Genomic DNA, 22,137 nt, shown 5'->3' with positions numbered 1-22,137 from the left:
CAGTACCGTCTGGTTTTGGATGTGTGCTGTCGGCTATCCGATCCTCGCGTGGAGCTTCGCACTCGTAGCGAGTTTGGCGTATAGGCAAACAGCTCGGGGTTCGGCGCTTGCGAACAATAGAGTCAGTGACGAAGCCGAACAAGCGTGCCACGAGGCTGCCAGCCAGCCTTTGACCGTATATGGATATGGTTGGCGCTTTTCCTCTGACAAGGAAGAGAACGGCCTACGAAGTATTCTCGACGGACAAGTCCAATCCGGATTACGCCCGAGCGCTGCGTTTCCTGGGAATGACGTGCATGCGCGGTGGATCGATATTCCCGAGCAACCGTTCTATCCAGGTAATGAATTGGGAGAGCACACGCGCCATCTGGTGGTCTGTGAGTGGCTGGTGACTCATGTATTGGCCGACGTTTCCGAAGCGCTCGTAAGCTTACCGGCTAAGACACTTCTGCATGTCCATCTTTGTTTGCATTCCAGGCTTAAAGTCGAGCCGGTGGTCGCGCGAGTTCAGCAAGCGCTCCAGGCTTTGCACGCTCCGTCTGACGTGCGAATTGAATTTCAAGAAAGCTTGTCGATCTTTACGACGGATGGCTGGCTGGATCGACGCGACAGAAAAGTCGCCCATTTGGTTATCGCGATACAACTGCGCAATGCAATAAGCGAAATGCTCGTAGGCGGAGCAGCGGAAGCGGGGGTAGCGCTGTTGCTCGGTCATCCTCGCTTGCTCGAGGAGCCAAACGCCAGTGCTTTGCGTCTGCACCGCCCAGCCAGAGGGAAGGCGAATGAGGCTGCTGATGTGATTGGGCGCGCCTCTCGTTGGGGAAAAACGAGCGCTAAAGAATTTGGTGCGATATGGACCAACGGCTTACTGGAAGATGATCAGAGCCTCGTTCGTCGTTCGGTCAATGTTAGCGAGCAGGCGCAATGGAGGAGCATTGAGTCGTCGGTCGGTCACTGCGAGGACGCGGGTGGCTGGCTTGCCGTGGCGCTGGCGGCTGCCAATGCCGATCAAGCTTCGAGTCCCCAATTGGTGCTATGCGCGCAAGACAGCGAATTGACCGCGTTGGTATGTAGGAAACACACGTGAACGCAGTAAAAGAAAAACAGACCGCAGAAAAAGAAATTTCCGTCGGATTCCTTATCGGTATCGCGATTGTTATCGTCTTCGTAGGTCTTGCCATTGGCCTGGCATTCAAGGGTTCGAGCATCGGTTTGTCGGATGATCGATTGATCATTGCGGAGCTTTCATTGTTGTCGTTGCTCCTGCTTCTTCTCCTTTTAGTAAAGTTTTTTGAGGCGAATCTCCTGTGGATCGCTTCATTGAAGGCAGCACAATGGTTTCGCCGTTATGACGCAAAGAAGCTTCTTCAGTCGAGTAACGAAAAAGATGAATTGGATGCGGAGATGGCCTCGCGAAATACTGGATCGCTTCGCGAGATGCTTCGCGACCGATTCGGTCTGCGTTGGCGATACCGGACGCGCTGGATTCTATTGACTGGCGAACTCTCGCTTGTCGAGAAGATTGCGCCCGGGCTTTCTACCGCTGGCTGGCAAATGCTTCACGGCGCGGTGCTGATAAGCGGATCCCAAAGCGACGGGCAGCCAGATTCGGATTGGCTCACTCAGCTATCCAGGTTGCGCCGCCGCCGCCCGATCGACGCGATCGTCGCGCTTACGCAAGCAGGCGTCTCATCGGCTACACCATTCGATGCCGAAGCCATCCGGCAATCGCTCGCGCGTCACGCTCGCGCCTTGCGCTGGTCTGCGCCTGTCTATCTACTGCACGCGACAGCGAGCCAAGGCAATCTATCTAAGCACGATGAATCGATTGGTTGTGTCTGGTCCTTCGCTCGGGCGGACGAAGCATACATCGACACTTCGCTCGCGCGGCTCACGCATGATCTTTCCGATTTGGGCACCGCGCGTCTCGCTGCCGATCCTTATGATCGTGGCACGGCGGAAATTGCGCGTCAGATCGAAAGATTGTGCGGTGCATTTTCCAATCTGATCGTCCAAATCGGTGGTTCGCGGCTTTGGCGCACTGCCGTTCATGGTGTGTTGTTCGCGGCGATCCCATATAAGGGCGAGGAAAAGACGGAAGATGGTCTGAAGATTAGTGCAAGTTCACAGAATGTGTTGGCGTCGCATCACGCTATCTGGCAAACCATCGCGGAGCACAGCCGCAAGCTTCACGGTCGCCGCGTGGGCTTTTCGTTCTCGACGGTAGCGGCGTGGGTCGTGAGTGGTGTTATCGCGCTATGGCTGATCGGCACGGTGATCTCAGGCATGTCGAACCGCTCCGCGATGCAAGAAGCGTCTACAACACTGACCAAGCTCGCGTCCGTGCAAGACCCGACGCAGGCACTACTCGCGCTCGACGCCCTCGACAAGCAGATCGACACACTCGAAATCCATCGCAGAGAAGGCGCGCCGTGGCTCGCCCGCTTCGGCCTGAATCACGATGCGGCATTGATGGACGCCCTGCAGCCTGCGTATCAGCAAGCCGCCGCACGCGTGTTGGTCGCGCCGATTCAGGCAAAGCCCGAAGCTTGCCTGAACCAACTTGCCTCACTGTCCGATGCCGAAATCGCCAGCGGCGGCAACGCGCAGGTGCAGGCCGCTTACGACACGCTCAAGACCTACCTGATGCTCGCGCATCCGGAGCACGCGGATGCCGCATTCCTGAGCACGCAATTGCTGGCGACCAACGCGCCCGAGCGTCCCATCAACGCATCGGTTACGCCTGGGACGTGGGAAGACGTGCGCCAGCATGCGATTGCGTTCTACGCGAGCCATTTCAGGAAGGATTCGACGCCAGCCATCACGCCTGACGTCTCCCTTGTGGCCTCCACACGCCAAACCATCATCGGCGTACGCGGCATTCAGAATTCGACCGATGCGATCTATCAGCAGATCATCGACGAGGCGAAGCCGAAATACCCGCCCATCACGCTAGCGACCTTGCTCGGCGATCACCCGAGCCGCGGCCTCTTCAACACGACGGCCACCGTCCCCGGCGTATTCACCCGCGCCGCCTGGGACGAACGCATCCCCAAAGCGATCGACGAAGCCAGCGAACAACGCACGGTCACGGGCGACTGGGTGCTGTCGGACGCGAAGATCGACAACACCGCGCCCTCGACGCTGAAGGCCGAACTGCGCCAACGTTACTTCGATGACTACGCGCGCGCCTGGGGCGGTTTCCTGAATAGCATGCGCTGGCAGAACGCATCGTCGCTGTCGGGTACGGTCGATCAACTCACGCTGCTGGCCGATCCGCAACGCTCGCCGCTTGTCGCGCTGATGAACGCGATCGTGTATCAGGCGAGCGCGGGTGCATCGACACAATCGTTATCGGACAACCTGATCGCGAAGGCGCAGCAATGGGCGGGCAAGAACGAGAAAGATCCATCGAAGCAGACGCAGCCGGAGCTTGCACCTTTGGCGGCCGCCTTCGGGCCGATCCTGCGCCTGACGGGCAGCGATCTGGCGACGAACACTCCAGCCAATTCGAAATCGCCGCCTCAGCCCGTCGGCGACTTAAGCCTGCCGCGTTATCTTGAGCGCGTCACCGCGATGCGCCTCAAAACGCAGCAAATGATGGCCAGCGCCGACCCCGACGCGATGTCGCGCCTCGCCGCGCAAGCGATGCTGCAAGGCAAGACCTCGGACATTGCCGACAGCCGCGACTACGCGAGCCGTCTGGCCGCGAGCCTGGGCGAACAATGGTCCGGCTTCGGCCACCTGTTCGAAGCGCCGCTGGATCAGACGTGGCAAGTGGTGGTGCAGCCCGCATCGTCGAGCCTGAACGATATCTGGCGCACGTCGATCGTGGCCGACTGGAATCGCACGTTCGGCGGCCGCTATCCATTCGCGGATTCGGACAACGATGCGTCGCTGCCCGATATGGCGCGCTTCATGCGCCTGGACAATGGCATCATCGCCAAGTTCGTAGCAACGCAACTGGCGGGCGTGATCGAATTGCAGGGTGATCGATGGGTCGCCGCACAAGGCACAAACCAAGGAACGCTCACACTCGATCCGGCGTTCCTCGCCGCATTGAACAAGCTCACGCACGTCTCGACCGTCCTGTTCCCCTCAGGCGATGCCCGCGTGCGCTTCGAATTACGCGGCGTTCCCACCCCCGGCATCACCGATATGAAGCTGATTTCATCGGGCCAGCAATTGCATTACTTCAATCAGATGGAGCAGTGGATTCCCTTCGAATGGCCGGGCCAGGCGTTGGAGAATCAGGCGCAGCTTCAATGGCAAACGGACGAAGGCGGCCTGCGTTCGACGATGTACGCGCAGGGACGCTTCGCACTGATCCGTCTGCTCGAGCGAGCGAAGGTCGAGCAGCAGGACAACGCGCGCTATGTCCTGACCTGGACGCCCGAGGCGAGTCTCAATCCGCCGCTCTCGGTGGAGTTGCGCGCAGAAGGCGGCGCGGGTCCGCTCGATATCCTGCAACTGCGCCACTTCACGCTGCCCACACGCATCTTCGTGACGAACACGGCCAAGGACGGCGCGAAATATACCGGACCCAACCCTCCGCCCTTGCCACCCGGCGCGATCACCGCCGCACAAAAAGTCGGCGTGCCCTTGCCCGGAGCGCATTGATGATGAAGAACGATCAATCTATCGAAGTCGAACAAGAGCAGCCCCCAATCGATCCGGTCCTGCGCTACTACGAAGCCGAAATGCGTTATCTGCGCGAATCCGGCCGGGAATTTGCGCGCGCACATCCGGATCGGGCGCGCATGTTGAATCTCGATCGCGTCGGCGACCGCGATCCGTACGTCGAACGCCTGTACGAAGGCTTTGCGTTCCTGACCGGACGCCTGCAGCAGAAGCTCGACGACGAGTTGCCCGAGCTGACCGAAGGTCTCGTCAGTCTGCTGTGGCCGCATTATTTGCGCATGATTCCGTCACTGTCGGTGGTGGAATTGATCCCGCTGGGCGAGAAACATCAGCGAACGGAACACGTTCCCGCCGGTGTATCGATCCGTTCCGCGCCCATTCCCGTGCCGAAAGAAAGCGAGGGCACCACGCACCACACCGTGCAGTGCCTGTATCGGACGACACAACCGGTCGATCTGCATCCGCTGAAACTGGTGCAAGCGGGACCGTCCGTGCGTCACGATGGCCGCTCGATCATCCGCTTAGCCTTCGAGCTCGATCACTCCGCGAATCGCAACGAAACGGATCTCTCGCGGCTGCGCCTGCATTTAAGCGCCGACCAGCCGACCGCCTTCGCGATGCACCTCGCGCTCACGCGTCACGTTCACGCGATCGAATGGCGCATTCCGGAAGTGCGCAACGGCGAGGCGCTGCCGCTGGATGGCGTGTCGATCGAACCGGCCGGTTTCTCGCCCGAAGAACGCCTGTGGCCGAAGTCGGATGCAGCCTTCTCGGGCTATCAACTGCTGCTCGAATACTGCACGTTTCGCGAAAAATTCCTCTTTGTCGATCTGTGCGGACTCGATATCCAGAAGATGCCGGAGGGCACCACGCACTTCGAACTGGAGATCGCGCTCAAGCACGCGTACCCGTCCGATCAGCGTTTCACGAAAGACAACGTGCGGCTGTTCTGCACGCCGGTCATCAATCTATTCGAACTCGATGCCGAACCGGTGGTGATCGATCATCACGAAACCGAATATCGCGTGATTCCGGCGGGTCACCAGGGCGAACACGTCGAAACCTATTCCGTCGATGCCGTCGAAGCCTTCGATCACATCACCGCCGAGCGCTACGAATACGTGCCGTTCTCGACCTTCCGGCATCGCGGCGGGATGATGCGCCACGAAGCACCCGAGCGCTATTTCCACACGCGCGTGCGTCCCGGCATGGATGGCTTGCACGAGACATGGGTGATCTTCGGCGGCAACGCGTGGGAAACGATGCAGGATTTGCCTGAAGAAAGCGTGTCGCTGCACGTGACCGGCACGAACGGGCTGCTGCCACGTAAAGGCTTGCGTGAAGCGCGTCTGAACGAACTCGCGGAAAGCACGCCGAACGTGGCCGGTGTGCGCAATCTGGTCGCGCCGACCTTGCCGCTGTATCCGCCGACGGGCGATCGTTTCCAATGGCGTGTGCTCTCGCACCTCGCGCCCAACTTCCTGTCGATGATGAACGCCGAAGTGCTGCGCGGCGCGCTCGCGCTGTACGACTGGACCAACGATGAGCTGAATCGCAGGCGTCTGGCGGGCATTCTGTGGGTATCGGAAACGCTGCTTGAAGAGGTGTCGGGCGGGGCGGTCGAGCGGGGCGTGCTGATCGAAGTGACACTCGATTCACAGGCGTTCTGCGGCGAGGGCGACGTGATGCTCTTTGGCGAACTGCTGCATCGTTTCTTCGAGCAGTATGCGGAGATCAATCTCTTCACGAAGCTTGAAATCGTGAGTTTGCCGTCGAAGGCGCGGATCGCGTGGCCGCGTAGTAAGACGTGGCGGGCACCGCTATGACGGGCGACGTTATGAACCCGCGTGAAATGGAAAAGCTGGAACCGCTGGTCGCGTCGCTGCTCGCGCGTGCCCCGCAGATGAGCTTCATGCAGCTTTGCCGGCTGCTGGAAGCGGGCATGCCCGAGCGCGCCGGTTTCGGTGAACGCGATACCCCCGAACACGAGCCGGTGCGATTCCGCTCGCGCCCGCGCATGGGTTTCCCGGCGGGCGAGATCGCGGGCATTGATTATGGTGATCCGGATGATTCACCGCAACCGCCGACGGTCCGCACCACCTTCATGGGCCTGTACGGCGTCGATGCGGCGATGCCCAGCCACTATCTCGACGATATCGCCCAGCGTGAAGAAGGGCACGAAGCGGTCGAAGCGTTTCTCGATCAGTTCCATCACCGGTTCGTGACGCTCTTGTATCGCGCGTGGAAGAAGTATCGCTACGCGGAGAGCTTTCGTGCGGGTGGCGCGGACGGGCATTCGCGCAATCTGCTGTGTCTGGCGGGCTTCGGCTGGGGCGATAAACCTGCGCGCGCCGGCCTGCCGGATTCGCGCATGCTCGCGCTGCTGGGCTTACTGATTCAGCGCACGCGGACATCGGAGGGACTCGCGGGCGTGATTGCGCTGGGTGCGCCGGGCGTGGAAGTGAAAGTCGACGAGTTCTGGCCGGTGGCCAAGCGCGCGGGCGTGCAGCAGCCGCTAAGCGCGAAGGCGACAGACATCAAACCGCGCGGATTGGGCGGCGGCTATGTGCTTGGCAAGCGCCTGCCGTATCGCAGTCGCGCGGTGCGCGTGACGCTCAGGCCACAGGACGCGCAACAGGCGCAGGATCTATTGCCGGGTGGTGGATTGCATCGCGATCTGACGGCGTTGGCGCGGCTCTATATCGGCAACAAAGCCGATGTGCATCTGCGCATGCAGATGTCTTCGCGTTTTGCGCCTGCGCCATCGGTGGGTGCGCAACGTATCGCGGTGGCGCCGCGCCTCGGGTGGACGGTGGTGCTGCCGGCGCAGGCCGAGCGCGTCATCACTGTGGAGTTGGGCATCTGCGAAGCGTTTCCGATGCCGCAGCCCAATCCGTATCTGCAAGCGGAAGCCGCGTGAACAAAGCAATGAAGATGTTCAAACGATATAGCGCGATACTGACTCTGCTGCTGTGCGGATGCGGCGCGTGGCAGGCCGCATCGGACAGCACATCGAACGCGTACGACACGATGTTCCACAACCGTGGCAAAACGATCAACATCGATCTAAGCGCAAGCGATACGCTGAATCAGGACAGCGCAGGCCGATCGCGATCCGTGGCGGTGCGCGTGTATCAGCTCAAGGATCGCAAGCGCTTCGACGATGCGTCATACGCCGATCTCGTCGCAAAAGACACGACGGTCCTCGCGTCGGACGTGCAGTCGAGCATGGCGGCGGTGGTGAATCCGGGCGGCGCGATCAGCGTGTCGCAACCGATGATGAGGGATACGAAGTTCGTGGCGGTTGCGGCGTTTTATCCGGGTGCGGATAAAGCGGGATCGTGGAAGCAGGTGATCAAGAGCAAGACCTTATCGAAAGACGAACCATTGAAACTCTTACTAGCCGATAAGACCCTCTCCCTGATCGAAGAAACGAAGTCCGGTACAAAGTAATGGCTTTTAAAAAACCATAGCCGATATGCACGCGCGCGCCGCAAAGGCCAATGTCTCTCGCAAACGAAGAAGCGCGCAAAGCGCAAGCGTTACGATGTCGATGGCTGAGCGTCAATGGCAGGTTTCGGGAGTGAAATCACCCCAACTCCACCCCCACCTGCTTCATCGTTCCCCGCAACCCGAGTCGAGGATACTTCCCCTCGATCACCCGCAAATCGCCTAACGCTTCCTGAATCAGCCAATCGCGCACATCGGCCACGATGGGCCGCACGGGCTTGTTCTGCGGTGTCAGCAGACAGCACCGCCTGCTCGACACCAGAAGCTCCTGCTCAGCCGGCACCAACGTCCCTTGCGCCAGCCAATGCGACGTCACGTTCAGCCAGCCCAAAGCAATCCCCTGCCCAAGCAACGCCGCCTGAACTACGATTGCGTAGTCGTTAAAACTCAGCATCCCCGCCGCGTGACGCTCGCGCGATGCGAACGCATGAAACCGCTCATGCCATCCGCGTTCTTCATCGTCCATCATGATGACCGTGTCACCGTCGATACGATTCGTCTCGTCATAGCGCGCATCGCAGACGGGCAGCAGCATTTCGGGCATCACCAAAACCGCATGCTCATCGATTTCTTCGTCATGCAGAAAACGCATACCGAGATCGACATCGACCAATGGCCCGCCAATCCGTCCCGATATCAACTGAAATCGCAAATCAACAGAAGGAAACGCCTGATTCAAGCGCTTCATACGCGGCATCAGCCAATGCGTGGTAAACCCTGTAGAAACAGAAAGCGTGACGGTTTCCACGCCGGTAGCCCGCGCCTCGATCTCCCTTATCGCACTTTCAATCCCGCTAAACCCCTCCGAAATCTTGCGATAAAGAATCTTCCCGTTCTCAGTTAATTCGATTCCCCCGCGCACGCGTTCGAACAAACGCACGCCGATATGGTCTTCCATACGCGCGAGCATGCGGCTCACGGCAGGCTGGCTCACATAAAGCTCCTGCGCCGCGCGCGTGAAATTACCGCAGCGTGCAGCCGCTTCGAAGACGAACAGCGCGTTGGCGCTCGGGAGTTTCTTGCGTAGGTTTGGCATGACTTCATGTTATGCCCGATCCAACAATTTTGGAATTGCTGTCAATAAACTCGCGACTTAGTATTTTCCTCAACCACTGCTTGTCATATGGAACGAATGTCATGGACGCACGAGCAAAAACGGGAGTGTCAATCCGGTCGGCCACCAAGCGCTACGGCGCAGTGACGGCGCTGGACGACGTATCGCTCGATATCGCGCCGGGCGAGTTCGTGTCGCTGCTCGGGCCATCGGGTTCGGGCAAGACCACGCTGCTCGGCATTCTCGGCGGCTTCGTGCAGCCGAGTTCGGGCAGCGTCTGGGTCGGTGGGCAAGACATTACATTTGCGCCGCCGCACAAACGCAATATCGGGATCGTGTTTCAGAACTACGCGCTGTTTCCGCATATGACCGTCGGCGAGAACGTCGCGTTTTCGCTGCGTGCGCGGCGCGAACCGAAATCGACCTGGCCCAAGCGCGTCGCCGATGCACTCGCGATGGTCGAACTCAAAGGCTACGAAGATCGCGGTATCCATCAGCTTTCAGGCGGCCAAAAGCAGCGCGTCGCGCTGGCCCGCGCGATGGTCTTCCAGCCGCAACTGATCCTAATGGACGAACCGCTCTCCGCGCTCGATAAACAATTGCGCGAAACCATGCAGATCGAATTGCGCAGGCTGCATCGGCAACTGGGAGCGACGATTGTGAACGTCACGCACGATCAGCGTGAAGCGCTCACCATGAGCGACCGCGTCGCGGTGCTGAAGGACGGCAAGCTCGTTCAGATCGATACCCCCGAGCGCCTCTACGACCGCCCATGCGATGCCTTCGTCGCCAGCTTCATCGGCGAGGCCACGCTGCTCAACGTCACCCGCGCCGGCGACGATGCCGTGCGTCTCGGCGACACGGTCTTGCGCACCGCGCACCCTTTGCCGCGCGGCGAAAAACTGCTGCTCGCGGTGCAAACCGAAAAGCTCATCATCGATGCCGACAATCGCCACGCCGACTCGAATCGCCTGAATTGCCGCGTGACCGAAATCCTGTATCAGGGCGAAAGCCTGCGCGTGTTCGCCGCGCTCGCCGATGGCACCGCCATCAGCCTTCGACAACCCGGCAGCCATGAAGCACGGCGTCGCATTCCCGAGCCGGGCGCATCCATGACGGTCGCGCTCGATCCGCAGGACACCATCGTCGTTCCAGCCTGACTCTCTCTCACGCGTGCAAACGCAAACGCACTCAACGCAAACGCAACCGCAAAGGATGAAGCAATGAATCTCCTCGATTTCAAGGTCCTGACGTTCGATGTCGTCGGCACGCTGATCAACTTCGAAAAGGGCGTGCTCGATTCCGTGCGCCGTCTCGGCGGCGCGAAGGCGAAGGACCTGACCGACGATCAGATCTTCGGACCGTACATGGATGGCCGCGCAAAATATCCGGGCCGCTCCAGCCACGCGATGGCCAACGTCTACCTCCATCTCGCCAAAGAACTCGGCCTGCCCGACGACGCGCAAACCGCCGCCGCCTTCCAGCGCGACGTGCTCGACTGGCCCGCGTTCGAAGACTCGGTCGCCGCTCTGAAGCGTCTGCGCAAGCACTTCCGTCTGGTTGCCATGACCAACGCGGACCGCGTGGCCTTGTCGGCGTATGCCCACACGCTCGGCAATCCGTTCGATGACACCGTCTGCTGCGACGAAACCGGCGTCGCCAAGCCCGATCCGCAATTCTTCGCCTACAACCGCGGCCGTCAGGCGGCCTTCGGCTACAAGTTCGAAGAGATTCTGCACACGGCGCAAAGCCAGTATCACGATATCGGCATCGCAACGAAGCTGGGTTATTCGACGTGCTGGATCGAGCGTCGTCAGGGGCAGAAAGGCTTTGGCGCGACGCCCACGCCCGAATCCGTGACCACGCCGACCTTCACGTTCGCGACGCTCGGCGCGCTCGCGGATGCCGTCGAGGCCGAAGTCCGCGCCGCCGCTTAACGCCGAGGCACACGCCATGCGCGCCCCGACGACACCCCCGCGCCCGCACGCCGATTCGCTCTGGCGCGCACTCGCCGCCCCCGCCGATCCGCGTCCGCCGCTCGCCCGCGATCTCGATGTCGAGGTGGCGATCATCGGCGCGGGTTACTCGGGGCTGACCGCCGCGTACGCCTTGCAGAAACGCGGCGTCTCCTGCGCGGTGCTGGATGCGAATCCGGTCGGCTGGGGCGCGAGCGGGCGCAATGGCGGCGTGGTGTCGTCGAAATTCCGGCTGTCGTTTCCGAGCATCGCCAATACGTTCGATGTCGATGTCGCCATGCGCATGCATCGGCTGGCGCATGACGGCGTGCGCGCGGTCGAATCGCTGCTCGACGAGTTCAAGCTCGATCGCGCGCGCTTCGAACACACCGGCAGCCTGCGATGCGCGCATACGGAGCGCGCGTTCGAATCGATCAAGGCGGAAGCCGACTGGGTACGCACCACGCTCAACGATACGTCGATGAGCGTGCAATCGCGCGCGCAGATCGAGCATGAAACGGGTTCGAAGGGCTTCGTCGGCGGCGTGCTGAGCGCGGATGCGGGCACCATTCTGCCGCTCGAATACGTGCGGGGTCTTGCCGCCGGGATCGAATCGCGCGGCGTGCCTATCTTCGAGAACACGCCGGTCATCGGCATGACGCGCGCCGATGACAAGCGCGTCGTGCTGAAAGCGCCGGGCGGCACGGTGCGCGCGAGACAGGTGATCGTTGCGACCAACGCGTATTCGAATCTGACCGATGCGACATCGTCCTATCATCGCGAACTCGTACCCTTCCGCAGCGCGATGATCGCAACGGCGAAGCTATCGCCCGAACTCGATGCGCAATTGATGGTCAATCGACGCAGCTACACGGAAACGCGCCGCATGATGAAGTGGTTCCGCAAGGTCGATGGCCGCATGCTGTTCGGCGGACGCGATGCGTTCGGCAAGGAAGGCGAGCCGACCGGTTTCGATGCGCTGCAACGCGCGATGATCGCGCTGTTTCCATCGCTCAAGGGCGTGCCGGTGGAGTATCGTTGGTCGGGCTATGTCGGCATGACCTTCAATGCGCTGCCGCACGTCGGCCGCAGCGACGATGCCACGGTGTTCTGCCTGGGCTACAACGGCGCGGGCGTGGCGATGGCGAGCCTCATCGGACAACACGCGGCGGCGCTCGCGCTGGGCGAGAAGCCCGAACTCGCATTGCTTGCGCAGGACGGCTTGCGGCCCGTGCCGTTTCACGCGCTGCGCGCGCCGGGCGTCAGGCTCGTCGCTGCGTGGTATCAGTTTCTCGACGCCGTGGGTGCATGATGACGACAGCCAAACGTACTCAACGGATTTTTCAGGACCCGACCGCAATGCACGCAGTCTCGACCGACCCCTCGGTGCGCCACCAGCAACGCGAAGATCGCGCGATGCTGCTTCTGATGGCGCCCGCGCTGTTCGTGGTCGTAGTGCTGCTGGTGGTGCCGCTGGCGTGGCTTTCATGGGAATCGATCTATCACGATGGCGGCTTCACGCTCGCCAACTACAAGCGCGTGTTCACCGGCGCTTATCTCGATACCTTTCTGCTGACGTTCAAGCTCAGTCTGATCGTTACGGTAATAACGCTATTACTCGGCTATCCGGTCGCGTATTTCGCGGCATCCATCTCGCCGCGATGGAGCGCGCTGGTGCTCGGCATGGTCATTTTGCCGTTCTGGACCAGCGTGCTCGTGCGTACCTATGCGTGGCTCGTGCTGCTGCAACGAACGGGTCTTATCAACAAGGTGTTGTTGGGCATGGGCCTGATCGACCGGCCTTTGCAGCTTTCGTATAACCAGTTCGGCACTGTCATTGCGATGGTTCACATCCTGCTGCCGTTTATGGTTCTGCCGCTCTATTCGGCGATGCAGAAAATCCCCACCAACCTCTCGCAAGCGGGCGCGAGTCTCGGCGGCTCGCCCGTGCATGTGTTCCTGCGCGTGTTTCTGCCTTTGTCGATGAGCGGCGTGCTCGCGGGCGTGACGCTCACCTTCATCCTGTGCCTGGGCTTCTACATCACGCCGGAACTGATGGGCGGCGGCAAATCGATGATGGTCTCCATGATCGTCAGCCGCAACGTCGAGATCTACAACAGTTGGGGCGCGGCGAGCGCGGTGAGCGTGGCCTTGCTGGTCTGCGTGTTCGCGATCTTCTACGCCGTGAGCCGCGTGATTCCGCTCGAAAAGACGCTGGGGGCAAAATGAACTCACTCTCGTTCGGACGCGTGACGCTGGGTGCATCGGTGATGCTGATTCTGGCGTTTCTGATGATCCCGGTGATTATCGTCGTGCCCTTGTCGTTCTCGGATGCGCGCTTTCTCACCTTCCCGCCGCCGGGCTACTCGCTGCGCTGGTATCACGCTTTCTTCGATAACCCCGCGTGGATCGAAGCTGCCAAGACGACCTTCGCTGCATCGACGTGTGCGGCTTTGATCGCCACGCCGCTCGGCATCATGGCCGCGTATGGCATTCAATACGGCGCGCATCCGTGGCTCAAGTATCTGCGCACGATCCTTATGTTGCCGCTGATGGTGCCGATCATCATCGTCGCGGTGGGCGTGTTCTTCGTGTTCTCGCAGGCGGGTTATGTGAACACGCTGACCGGTCTGATCGTCGCGGATACCATGCTCGGCCTGCCGTACGTGCTGATCTCCGTCGGCGCGGATTTGCGCACCTTCGACCGCACGCAGGAGATGGTCGCGCGCAGTCTCGGCATGAACCGTTTTCGCGCGTTCATGGCGGTGACGCTGCCGCAGATCAAGGCGAGCGTGATTTCCGGCGCGGTGTTCGTCTTCATTCAAGCGCTCGATGAAACCGTCGTCGCGCTGTTCATTTCGGGCGGCCCGAATCAGACACTGACGCGCCGCATGTTCGTCACCTTGCGCGATGAAATCGACCCGACCATCGCCGCGATCAGCACCATGCTGACCGCGCTGACCTTGTGTCTGGTGATGTTCGTCGTTATCAGCCGACGCTCGAATGCGGCGGCACGAGCCTGAGGATCTTATGCAGCATCTCCAGCAGTTTTATATCGATGGTGAATGGGTCGCGCCTTCGGGCAGCAAGCGCCTGCCGGTGATCGATCCATCGACGGAAACGTCTTTGGGCGATGTCGCGCTGGGCGATTCGATCGACGTAGACCGCGCAGTCGCCGCAGCGAAACGCGCGTTCGTCACGTTCTCGCAGACGAGCGTGGCGGAGCGCGTCGCGCTGCTCGAACGCGTGCTCGAAGCGTACATGGCCCGTTACGACGAAATGGCCGATGTCATCATGCGCGAGATCGGCGCGCCGAAGAAACTCGCGCACGCGTGGCAGGCGGGATTGGGCAAGCGGCATCTCGAAGAAACGCTGCGCACCATCGAACGTTTTCCGTGGCAGCGCAGGAAGGGCACGACGCTGATCAATCACGAACCGGTCGGCGTGGCGGCGCTCATTACGCCGTGGAACTGGCCGATCAATCAGATCGTCTGCAAGGTCGCACCGGCCATCGCGGCGGGCTGCACGGTGGTGCTCAAACCCAGCGAAGTTTCGCCGATGAACGCGATTCTCTTCGCCGAAATCCTCGATTCAGCCGGCGTGCCTGCGGGCGTCTTCAACCTCATCAACGGCGATGGCCCGACGGTCGGCGCGGCGCTGTGCGCGCATCCTGACGTGGACATGGTGTCGTTCACGGGATCGACGCGCGCGGGTGTCGAGATTGCGCGACTCGCCGCGCCGACGGTCAAGCGCGTGCATCAGGAGCTGGGCGGCAAGTCCGCCAACATTCTGCTCGACGATGTCGATTTCGAAGCGGCGGTGACGGCGGGCGTGAACTCATGCTTCGGTAACAGCGGCCAGTCGTGCAATGCACCGACGCGTATGTTGGTGCCCGCATCGCGACACGATGAAGCGGTGGCGATTGCATCGCGTGCGGCGGGCGCGGTGCGCGTCGGTCCTGCCGACGATGCTTCCACGACGATGGGACCCGTCGTCAGCGATGTGCAGTATCAGCGCGTGCAGCGGCTGATTGGCGTGGGTATCGACGAGGGCGCGCAGTTGGTGGCCGGTGGCCTCGATCGTCCTGAAGGATTGGATCGCGGTTACTACGTCAAGCCCACCATTTTCGCCGACGTGAACCCGTCGATGACCATCGCGCGCGAGGAAATCTTCGGGCCGGTGCTGGCGATCATGCCGTATCGCGATGAAGAAGAAGCCATCAAGATTGCTAACGATACGCCGTTTGGTCTCGCGGCTTATGTGCAATCGGCGGATCAGGAGCGGGCGCGTCGCGTCGCTTTGAAGATGCGTGCGGGAAGCGTGTATGTGAATTATCCGGCGTGGGATCCGGGTTCGCCTTTTGGTGGATATAAGCAGTCGGGCAATGGGCGGGAATATGGCGAGTGGGGATTGGAGGCGTTTTTGGAGGTGAAGGGGATTGTGGGGTTTGGGGAGTGATGCAGGAATCCGGCGCCTGAAGTCCCGATGGACTTACAAGCGGCCGAATTCTGCCTCTTGTTGAACTCGCGTCTGCCATGCAGGCGCGGTTCTGATTACATCCGCCACCCGTTCCGCCATCATCATGGTCGGCACATTCGTGTTGGCGCACGGAATCGACGGCATCAGCGATGCATCGCAGACGTGCAGACCTTCGACGCCATACACCGCGCCGCGCGAATCGGTGACGGCGAGTGGATCGTCGGCCGCGCCCATGCGGCAGGTGCCCGACGGATGCCACGTGCCGCCGACCGAACGCGTGACGAACTGCGTCATCGCATCGTCATCGGAAAGCAGTTCGTCGATGGTCACGCCTTGCGTCACCACGCTCTTAATAAGCGTCGAGCGCAACGGCCCGGCCATATCGAGCATGCCGCTCAGCAAGCCGCGCTGCATCGCGTTCCACGTACCCGGAACGGCCACCGCAGCAACACGCGGCGAATAGCTCGAAGGAAAGATCACATCACGCGATCCCGCCATCAACGGCGATGCCAGCGTCGCCGCGCCGAACCGCAACGCCAGCTTCAAACGTTCGAGATCGCGCAAATCCGAAAGCATCGCGAAATCGACCTTGGGTTCATCGGACGCTGAAGAGGAGGCCAGCGTCACGCGCCCGCGCGAATACGACTTGTTGACCCAGAAGAAAATCGTCCCCAGCCGATACCCCACCGAATGCCAGCCCGAACGCGACAAAATCGCGCCGTGCATATCGCCGGGAACGGTGTTCGGCAAGTGCGATGAGAAGCGCACGATCGCCTGTTCGTGATGCTCGTCGGGAAACGGCGTGCGCGCGTCACGCGGCAGAAACGCGGACACCGCAATCGACGGATGCTCCATCAAATTGCGCCCCACGCCCGCACGATCACACACCACGTCGATGCCGAGCTTCGCCAATTCATCGCCGGGACCGATGCCGCTGCGCATCAGCAACGCGGGCGTATGAATCGCGCCCGACGATACGATCACGCATCGCGCCCGCACTTCTTCGCGCGATCCATCGGCGCGCAGCACGAGCGCGCCGACCGCGCGCTTGCCATCGAACACCACACGTTCGACGACTTCGCCGGTACGAATAGAAAGATTGCGGCGGGCGCGAACCGTGTCGTCGAGATAACACACGGAAGTGGGAATACGCTCGCCTTTGGCACTTACCGCAATCGATCCGATAAACGTGCCGTCTTCCCAAGGCCCGTTCTGATCCTCACGCAGCGCGTGGCCGGTTTCACCCAGCGTATGCAGCACCGAGCGCACGAACGGCGAAACGCGCGGCCATTCCGTGCGCTTGATCCGCACTGGACCATCGCTGCCATGTAATGGCCCGCTGAAATCGCAATCCGATTCGAGCTTGCGGAAATACGGCAGACACGACTGCCAGTTCCAGCCCGTCGCGCCCAGCGCTTCCCACTCGTCGTAATCGGCGGGCGCGCCGCGATTGGCCATCATCGCGTTGATCGCCGATCCGCCGCCGAGCACGCGCGCCTGCTCATAGCGTCGCGCCGAAGCGTGCAATGAAAAGCGCGCCTTCAGCGTCTGCCAGATATTGCGCGTGTCGAGATAGGCGCGGCCCGGATAGCGGCTGCGGATGGCATCGGGCATGGTCTGGGCGGAGATATTGCGCCCCGCTTCGACGATACACACGTTCGCGCCCGCATCCTCCGACAGGCGCGCGGCCAGCACGCATCCCGCTGAACCGCCGCCGAGGATCAGATAGTCGATCACGTCGCAGATAACACGCGGTTACTGCATGAACTTGAGCCAGCGCGCCTTCGCCTGAATGCCCGGCTCCGACGCCCACCAGTCTTCCGACATCAGCGCCTGTTTCGCGGCATTCGCCGGCGACGACGGCAGTTCGGCGGCGCGCTTGTCGGTGATCTTGCCGGTCTTGAACGCAGCCGGATTGCCCGGACCGTAATCGATATACAGCGGCAGATTCGCCTGCAATTCCGGCGACAGCGCCACGTTCATGAAGCGCATGGCATCGGCCAGATTCGGCGCGTTCTTCAGCACGCAAAGCTGCGTGTTTTGGAGAATGCCATCGTTGAACGTGAAGCCGACGTCCGGATCGTCCTTCATCACGGCGCTGGCGCGGCCGTTCCAGATCATCGTCATATCCACTTCGCCGTCGTGCAGCAATTGCGCCGACTGGCCGCCCGACGTCCACCACACCGTGATATTCGGCTTGATCTGTTCGAGCTTCTTGAACGCGCGGTCCACATCGAGCGGATAGAGCTTGTCGCGCGGCACGCCGTCTGCGAGCAGGGCGGCTTCGAGCACGGTCATGGGATCGTTGCGCAGCGCGCGCGTGCCGGGGAAGTTCTTCACGTCCCAGAAATCCTTCCAGCTTTGCGGCACTTTCTTGAGCGTCTTCTTGTTGTAGCCGATGACGGTCGAATAGAACTCGTACGCTGCCGAGTACGGCGTGCGGTATTTCTCCGGCATCGCGGCGGCGTTGGGAATCTTCGAGAAATCGAGCTTTTCGAGCAGGCCTTCGCGCCCGCCGCGCAGACAGTTCGAGGTCGGCGTATCGATCACGTCCCAGATCGGTTTGCCGGCTGCGGCCTGCGCCTTGATCGACGGATACGCGTCCGGAATGCTGTCCTGATTGATGGTGATGCCGAGTTCCTTGGCGGCGGGATCGAGAATCGCCTTGGTCTGCGCTTCCTGATACGCGCCGCCCTGCGAGACGAACGTGATCTTGCCGGCAGCGAAGGCGGGCGCGGTGGCCGCGAAGCTCAGCATCAAAGTCATGGCAAGCGGGCGAAGCGAGAAGCGCGAACGACGGAACCTGGCAATATTCTTCACGGCGTTTCCTTGACAAGGGGTTAAGCGGTGGCAGTCATGCAGGCCGCGCGGTTTCGCTGCTTATAGGATGAGCGAGAACCGCGCGAGCTTGATAAAAATATATTGAGTCAAATAGACGGGGGCAACGCCGGAATTGTTGGAGTGGCTATGACCTGAGGTTATGTCAGGGTATTCGTGGACCTTAGAAGATCACGTAGACCTTGCGCATGGTTTCTTCGACTTCCCAGGTGCCTTCGGTGTTGGCTTCGAAGAACAGCGTGTCGCCGCCGGTGAAGTGGACGGTGTCTTCGCCGTCCGCCGTGAAACGGCCGCGTCCCGCCAGAAAATGCATGACTTCCGCCTGCTTCACCGAGCGCCGATACGTCCCCGGCGTGCATTCGAACACGCCGGTGTCGATCGCTTCACTGCCCGGAATCACCTTCTGCACGCCCGAAATCTTGATTTCCGGCGTGCCGGGCAAGCCCGTCGTGCCCCAGTCTTCCAAATTCTGAATGCCGATACTCTGCCTGATCTGCTGCACTTTCATCGATTAAACCTTTGAGTGAAGGGGAATTCTTCGTTCGATCCGGCCGAGCCGCACGACCGTCACGCCCGGACGCAATTGCCGTAGCGACGGCATCACCAGCATGCAATCGTCATAGGGCGTTTTGACGGGCTCGCCTTCCGACCAGCCGATTACGCTGCCGGCTTTATCGAACACTTCGAGGCCGGTGAAGTTGTCCGCGAAACGGAAGTCCATGCTTTTGGCGACGACCGGTTCCGTCACGCGCACGATCAGCATTTCTGCGGGCAAGGGTTGCAGCCAGCCTTCCGGCAGATCGCTTTCGTCGATCACGCCGGAGAGCAGCAGAAAGCGCGCGGTCACATTGCGTGCGACGGTGACGGCGCTGGCTTCCCAGTGCTGTCCGCACTCGATCAGCAGCGCGTTCTTCGCGCTCGATGGGTCGCCGAAGCCTTCGTAATCGCGCATGCGGCGGCCTTCCGGGTGCCCTTCATCGCAGATCACGGTGGCGGGCGTGCCCAGCTTCGCTGACAGTTCGATGCCCTTGTCCAGCGGCCCCGCGACGATCAGCGGCTTCGATTTCTCGTGCATCGAATGCAGGTCGAGCAGCAGGTCCACGGTGTCGATGACCGGCCGCATCGCGCGGGCGCGGCGCAACTCGCTCGAATCGAGCGAAAGATCGTCGAGCGTGCGCGCGGTCCACACGCGATTGAAATCCTGATCGACGAAGCGCGACTTGTCCGGCGCGGCGGGATCGAAACTGGCGTAGGCCTTCACGTTCGCAAAGGCCAGCGTGAGCTTGCCGCGCTTCGGGCGCAGTTCGGCGCGGAGCAAGGCATCGACGACGATCGCGCCGCACACTTCGTTGCCGTGCGTGAGCGCGTTGATCATCACGTGCGGGCCGTCGATGCCCGAATCGAACGTGTACACGTAGGAAATGCCCGTGTTGCCCAGCGCGTGCACGCCGATATCGGGAAACTCGATTTCGATGGGATACGCGTCCGCGCTCATTCCAGACCGCCCTGACAGAGATATTTGATCGACAGGTAATCGTCGAGGCCGTACTTCGAGCCTTCGCGGCCATAGCCGGATTCCTTCACGCCGCCGAACGGCGCGGCTTCGCTCGAAATCGCCCCTTCGTTGATGCCGACGATGCCCGCCTCCAGCGCCCGCGATACGCGATCGATCCGCTTGACGTTCTGGCTGTAGAAGTACGCGGCGAGGCCGAACGGCGTGTCGTTGGCGGCGCGGATGGCTTCGGCTTCGTCGTCGAATTTGAACAGTGGCACGACCGGGCCGAAGGTTTCTTCGCAGCTCAGTTGCATCTCGGGCGTGGCGTCCGCCAGCACGGTCGGCGCGTAGTAGTTCGGGCCGAGATCGGTCAGGCGCTTGCCGCCGGTCAGCGCGCGTGCGCCGCGTTCGATGGCATCGTTCACATGGCGCTCGATCTTTTCGACGGCGCGCGCGTTGATCATCGGGCCGATCTGCGCTTGTTCGTCCGTGGCGGGCGCGACTTTCAACGCGCCGACGCGCTTCGAAAGCAAGTCCGCGAACTTCTCGTACACCGACGACTGCACATACACGCGATTCGGGCACACGCAGGTCTGCCCGCCATTGCGGAACTTCGCGGCCATCAGACCGGCGACGGCGGATTCGATATCGGCGTCATCGAACACGATAAAGGGCGCATTGCCGCCGAGTTCGAGCGAGAGCTTCTTCAACGTTCCCGCCGATTCCTTCGCCAGATATTTGCCGACCGGCGTCGAACCGGTGAAGGTGATCTTGCGCACGCGGCCGTCTTCGAGCCAGTCCGCGACCGCCGCCACGCCGTTATCACGCGATGCGCTGATCAGATTCAGCGCGCCCGGCGGCACGCCCGCTTCGTGCGCGAGCATCACCAGCGCCAGCGCGGTGAGCGGCGTATCTTCCGCCGGCTTGCCGACCACCGTGCAGCCCGCCGCGAGCGCGGGTGCGATCTTGCGCGCGATCATCGCCAGCGGAAAATTCCACGGCGTGATGGCCGCGCAAATGCCGATCGGCTCCTTGATCGCGCTCATGCGCTTGCCGCGCGCCTGCTGCGGAATGATGTCGCCGTAGATGCGCGTGGCTTCGTCCGCGAACCACGCCACGTAGGACGCGCCGTACATCACTTCGCCACGGCCTTCCGCGAGCGGCTTGCCTTGTTCGAGCGATATCAGACGGCCGAGCGCATCGGCGTTTTCGACGATCAGCGCGTGCCAGCGATGCAGCACCGCCGCGCGATCCTTCGCCAGCGTATCGCGCCAGGCGGGCAGGGCGCGGGCGGCGGCATCGGTGGCGGCGCGGGCATCGGCGGGGCCGCTGTCGGCCACTTGCACGATCACTTTGCCGGTGGCCGGATCGGTCACATCAAAGCGTTTTCCGCTCGATGCCGCGACCCATTTTCCGTCGATGAAGTTATCGGCGCGAATCAGGTCATTGAGTTCGAAACGTTGCGTCATATTCGTCTCCTTCCTTTTTACGCCAGCCGATGCACGATGGCCGCGCCGACTTCGGCGGTGTTCGCACGGCCGCCGAGATCGCCGGTATGCGGGCCTTCCTTGAGCACGGCGGTGACGGCATCGAGCATGGCGTCGTGGGCTTCGCGTTCGCCGAGGAAGTCGAGCATCATCGCGGCGGACCAGACCATCGCGATCGGATTGGCGATGCCCTTACCGGCGATATCCGGCGCGGAGCCGTGCACCGGCTCGAACAGCGACGGGAAGTCGCGCTCCGGATTCATATTCGCCGACGGCGCAATGCCGATGGTGCCGGTACAGGCCGGACCGAGATCCGAAAGAATGTCGCCGAACAGGTTAGTGGCGACGACCACATCGAAACGATCGGGGCTGAGCACGAAGCGCGCACACAGAATGTCGATATGCTGCTTGTCCCATTTGATCTCGGGATACTGCGCGGCGATTTCGGCGGCGCGGTTGTCCCACCAGGGCATGCTGATCGAAATGCCGTTGCTTTTGGTCGCGACCGTGACTTTCTTTTCGCGTTGTTGCGCGAGGTCGAAGGCGAACTTCAGGACGCGTTCGGCGCCCTTGCGCGTGAAGATCGACGTCTGCGAGACGAACTCGCGGTCGGTGCCTTCGAACATGGTGCCGCCGACCGACGAGTATTCGCCTTCGGTGTTTTCGCGCACGATCATG

General features: G+C 61.5%; 18 protein-coding genes. 11 read left to right on the top strand and 7 right to left on the bottom strand.

The features are described 5' to 3' along the window. The 5 genes from P7F28_RS00505 to tssJ all read left to right on the top strand — a co-directional run. A partial coding sequence (locus tag P7F28_RS00505) for a hypothetical protein (protein ID WP_277182336.1) occupies positions 1-1,087 on the top strand: 1,087 nt, incomplete at its 5' end. Between the two features lie 350 nt (positions 1,088-1,437). Then, positions 1,438-4,620: an ImcF-related family protein gene (locus P7F28_RS00500; protein ID WP_277182335.1), complete on the top strand. Its 3,183-nt coding sequence runs from the start codon at positions 1,438-1,440 to the stop codon at positions 4,618-4,620. Beyond that, positions 4,620-6,467: a type VI secretion system baseplate subunit TssF gene (gene tssF, locus P7F28_RS00495; protein WP_277182334.1), complete on the top strand. Its 1,848-nt coding sequence runs from the start codon at positions 4,620-4,622 to the stop codon at positions 6,465-6,467. The genes P7F28_RS00500 and tssF overlap by 1 nt, the downstream gene beginning before the upstream one ends. Beyond that, on the top strand, positions 6,464-7,561 hold the full coding sequence (gene tssG, locus P7F28_RS00490) for a type VI secretion system baseplate subunit TssG (RefSeq protein ID WP_370467200.1): 1,098 nt from the start codon (positions 6,464-6,466) through the stop codon (positions 7,559-7,561). Before tssF ends, tssG begins: the two co-directional genes overlap by 4 nt. Further along, on the top strand, positions 7,558-8,094 hold the full coding sequence (gene tssJ / locus P7F28_RS00485; RefSeq protein WP_368860313.1) for a type VI secretion system lipoprotein TssJ: 537 nt from the start codon (positions 7,558-7,560) through the stop codon (positions 8,092-8,094). The genes tssG and tssJ overlap by 4 nt, the downstream gene beginning before the upstream one ends. Positions 8,095-8,230: 136 nt before the next feature. Here the strand turns inward: tssJ and P7F28_RS00480 are convergent, their stop codons facing one another. After that, positions 8,231-9,187 carry a LysR family transcriptional regulator gene (locus P7F28_RS00480; RefSeq protein WP_277182331.1) on the bottom strand — a complete coding sequence of 319 codons (957 nt, stop codon included), beginning with the start codon at positions 9,185-9,187 and terminating at the stop codon, positions 8,231-8,233. A 101-nt stretch (positions 9,188-9,288) separates the two neighbouring features. Between P7F28_RS00480 and P7F28_RS00475 the strand changes: the two genes are divergently transcribed. From P7F28_RS00475 to P7F28_RS00450, 6 genes are all read left to right on the top strand, one after another. Continuing rightward, positions 9,289-10,365 (top strand): ABC transporter ATP-binding protein, encoded by a 1,077-nt coding sequence (locus P7F28_RS00475; RefSeq protein ID WP_277182329.1) that lies wholly within the window; start codon positions 9,289-9,291, stop codon positions 10,363-10,365. 63 nt (positions 10,366-10,428) lie between these two features. After that, complete coding sequence (locus tag P7F28_RS00470) at positions 10,429-11,142, top strand: HAD-IA family hydrolase (protein ID WP_277182328.1); 714 nt, start codon at positions 10,429-10,431, stop codon at positions 11,140-11,142. 16 nt (positions 11,143-11,158) lie between these two features. After that, the gene (locus tag P7F28_RS00465; protein ID WP_277182326.1) at positions 11,159-12,472 is read left to right on the top strand and encodes an FAD-binding oxidoreductase; all 1,314 of its coding nucleotides are present in this window, start codon (positions 11,159-11,161) and stop codon (positions 12,470-12,472) included. 47 nt (positions 12,473-12,519) lie between these two features. Further along, entirely contained in the window at positions 12,520-13,389 is an 870-nt protein-coding gene (locus P7F28_RS00460; RefSeq protein ID WP_277182325.1) for an ABC transporter permease, read from the top strand. After that, positions 13,386-14,183: an ABC transporter permease gene (locus P7F28_RS00455; protein WP_277182324.1), complete on the top strand. Its 798-nt coding sequence runs from the start codon at positions 13,386-13,388 to the stop codon at positions 14,181-14,183. The genes P7F28_RS00460 and P7F28_RS00455 overlap by 4 nt, the downstream gene beginning before the upstream one ends. A gap of 7 nt (positions 14,184-14,190) precedes the next feature. Beyond that, positions 14,191-15,618, top strand: a complete 1,428-nt coding sequence (locus P7F28_RS00450; RefSeq protein WP_277182322.1) for an aldehyde dehydrogenase family protein — start codon at positions 14,191-14,193, stop codon at positions 15,616-15,618. Between the two features lie 33 nt (positions 15,619-15,651). On the opposite strand, the gene P7F28_RS00445 is transcribed toward P7F28_RS00450, so the two are convergent. From P7F28_RS00445 to P7F28_RS00420, 6 genes are all read right to left on the bottom strand, one after another. After that, positions 15,652-17,376: a GMC family oxidoreductase N-terminal domain-containing protein gene (locus P7F28_RS00445; RefSeq protein WP_277182321.1), complete on the bottom strand. Its 1,725-nt coding sequence runs from the start codon at positions 17,374-17,376 to the stop codon at positions 15,652-15,654. An 18-nt stretch (positions 17,377-17,394) separates the two neighbouring features. Next, positions 17,395-18,405, bottom strand: coding sequence for an ABC transporter substrate-binding protein (locus P7F28_RS00440; protein ID WP_277182338.1), 1,011 nt, complete (start codon positions 18,403-18,405; stop codon positions 17,395-17,397). A 235-nt stretch (positions 18,406-18,640) separates the two neighbouring features. After that, entirely contained in the window at positions 18,641-18,985 is a 345-nt protein-coding gene (locus tag P7F28_RS00435) for a cupin domain-containing protein (protein ID WP_277182320.1), read from the bottom strand. A 3-nt stretch (positions 18,986-18,988) separates the two neighbouring features. Then, positions 18,989-19,972, bottom strand: a complete 984-nt coding sequence (locus tag P7F28_RS00430; protein ID WP_277182319.1) for a M14 family metallopeptidase — start codon at positions 19,970-19,972, stop codon at positions 18,989-18,991. Continuing rightward, complete coding sequence (locus P7F28_RS00425; RefSeq protein ID WP_277182318.1) at positions 19,969-21,441, bottom strand: NAD-dependent succinate-semialdehyde dehydrogenase; 1,473 nt, start codon at positions 21,439-21,441, stop codon at positions 19,969-19,971. The genes P7F28_RS00430 and P7F28_RS00425 overlap by 4 nt, the downstream gene beginning before the upstream one ends. A gap of 17 nt (positions 21,442-21,458) precedes the next feature. Continuing rightward, positions 21,459-22,137: isocitrate/isopropylmalate dehydrogenase family protein (locus tag P7F28_RS00420; RefSeq protein WP_277182317.1), on the bottom strand; the 679-nt coding region annotated here is incomplete at its 5' end.

The organism is Caballeronia sp. BR00000012568055, from assembly GCF_029439455.1.
GTDB lineage: Bacteria > Pseudomonadota > Gammaproteobacteria > Burkholderiales > Burkholderiaceae > Caballeronia.
The sequence above is the reverse complement of the archived record's forward strand: the minus strand, read 5'-3'. Positions and strand labels throughout refer to the sequence as shown.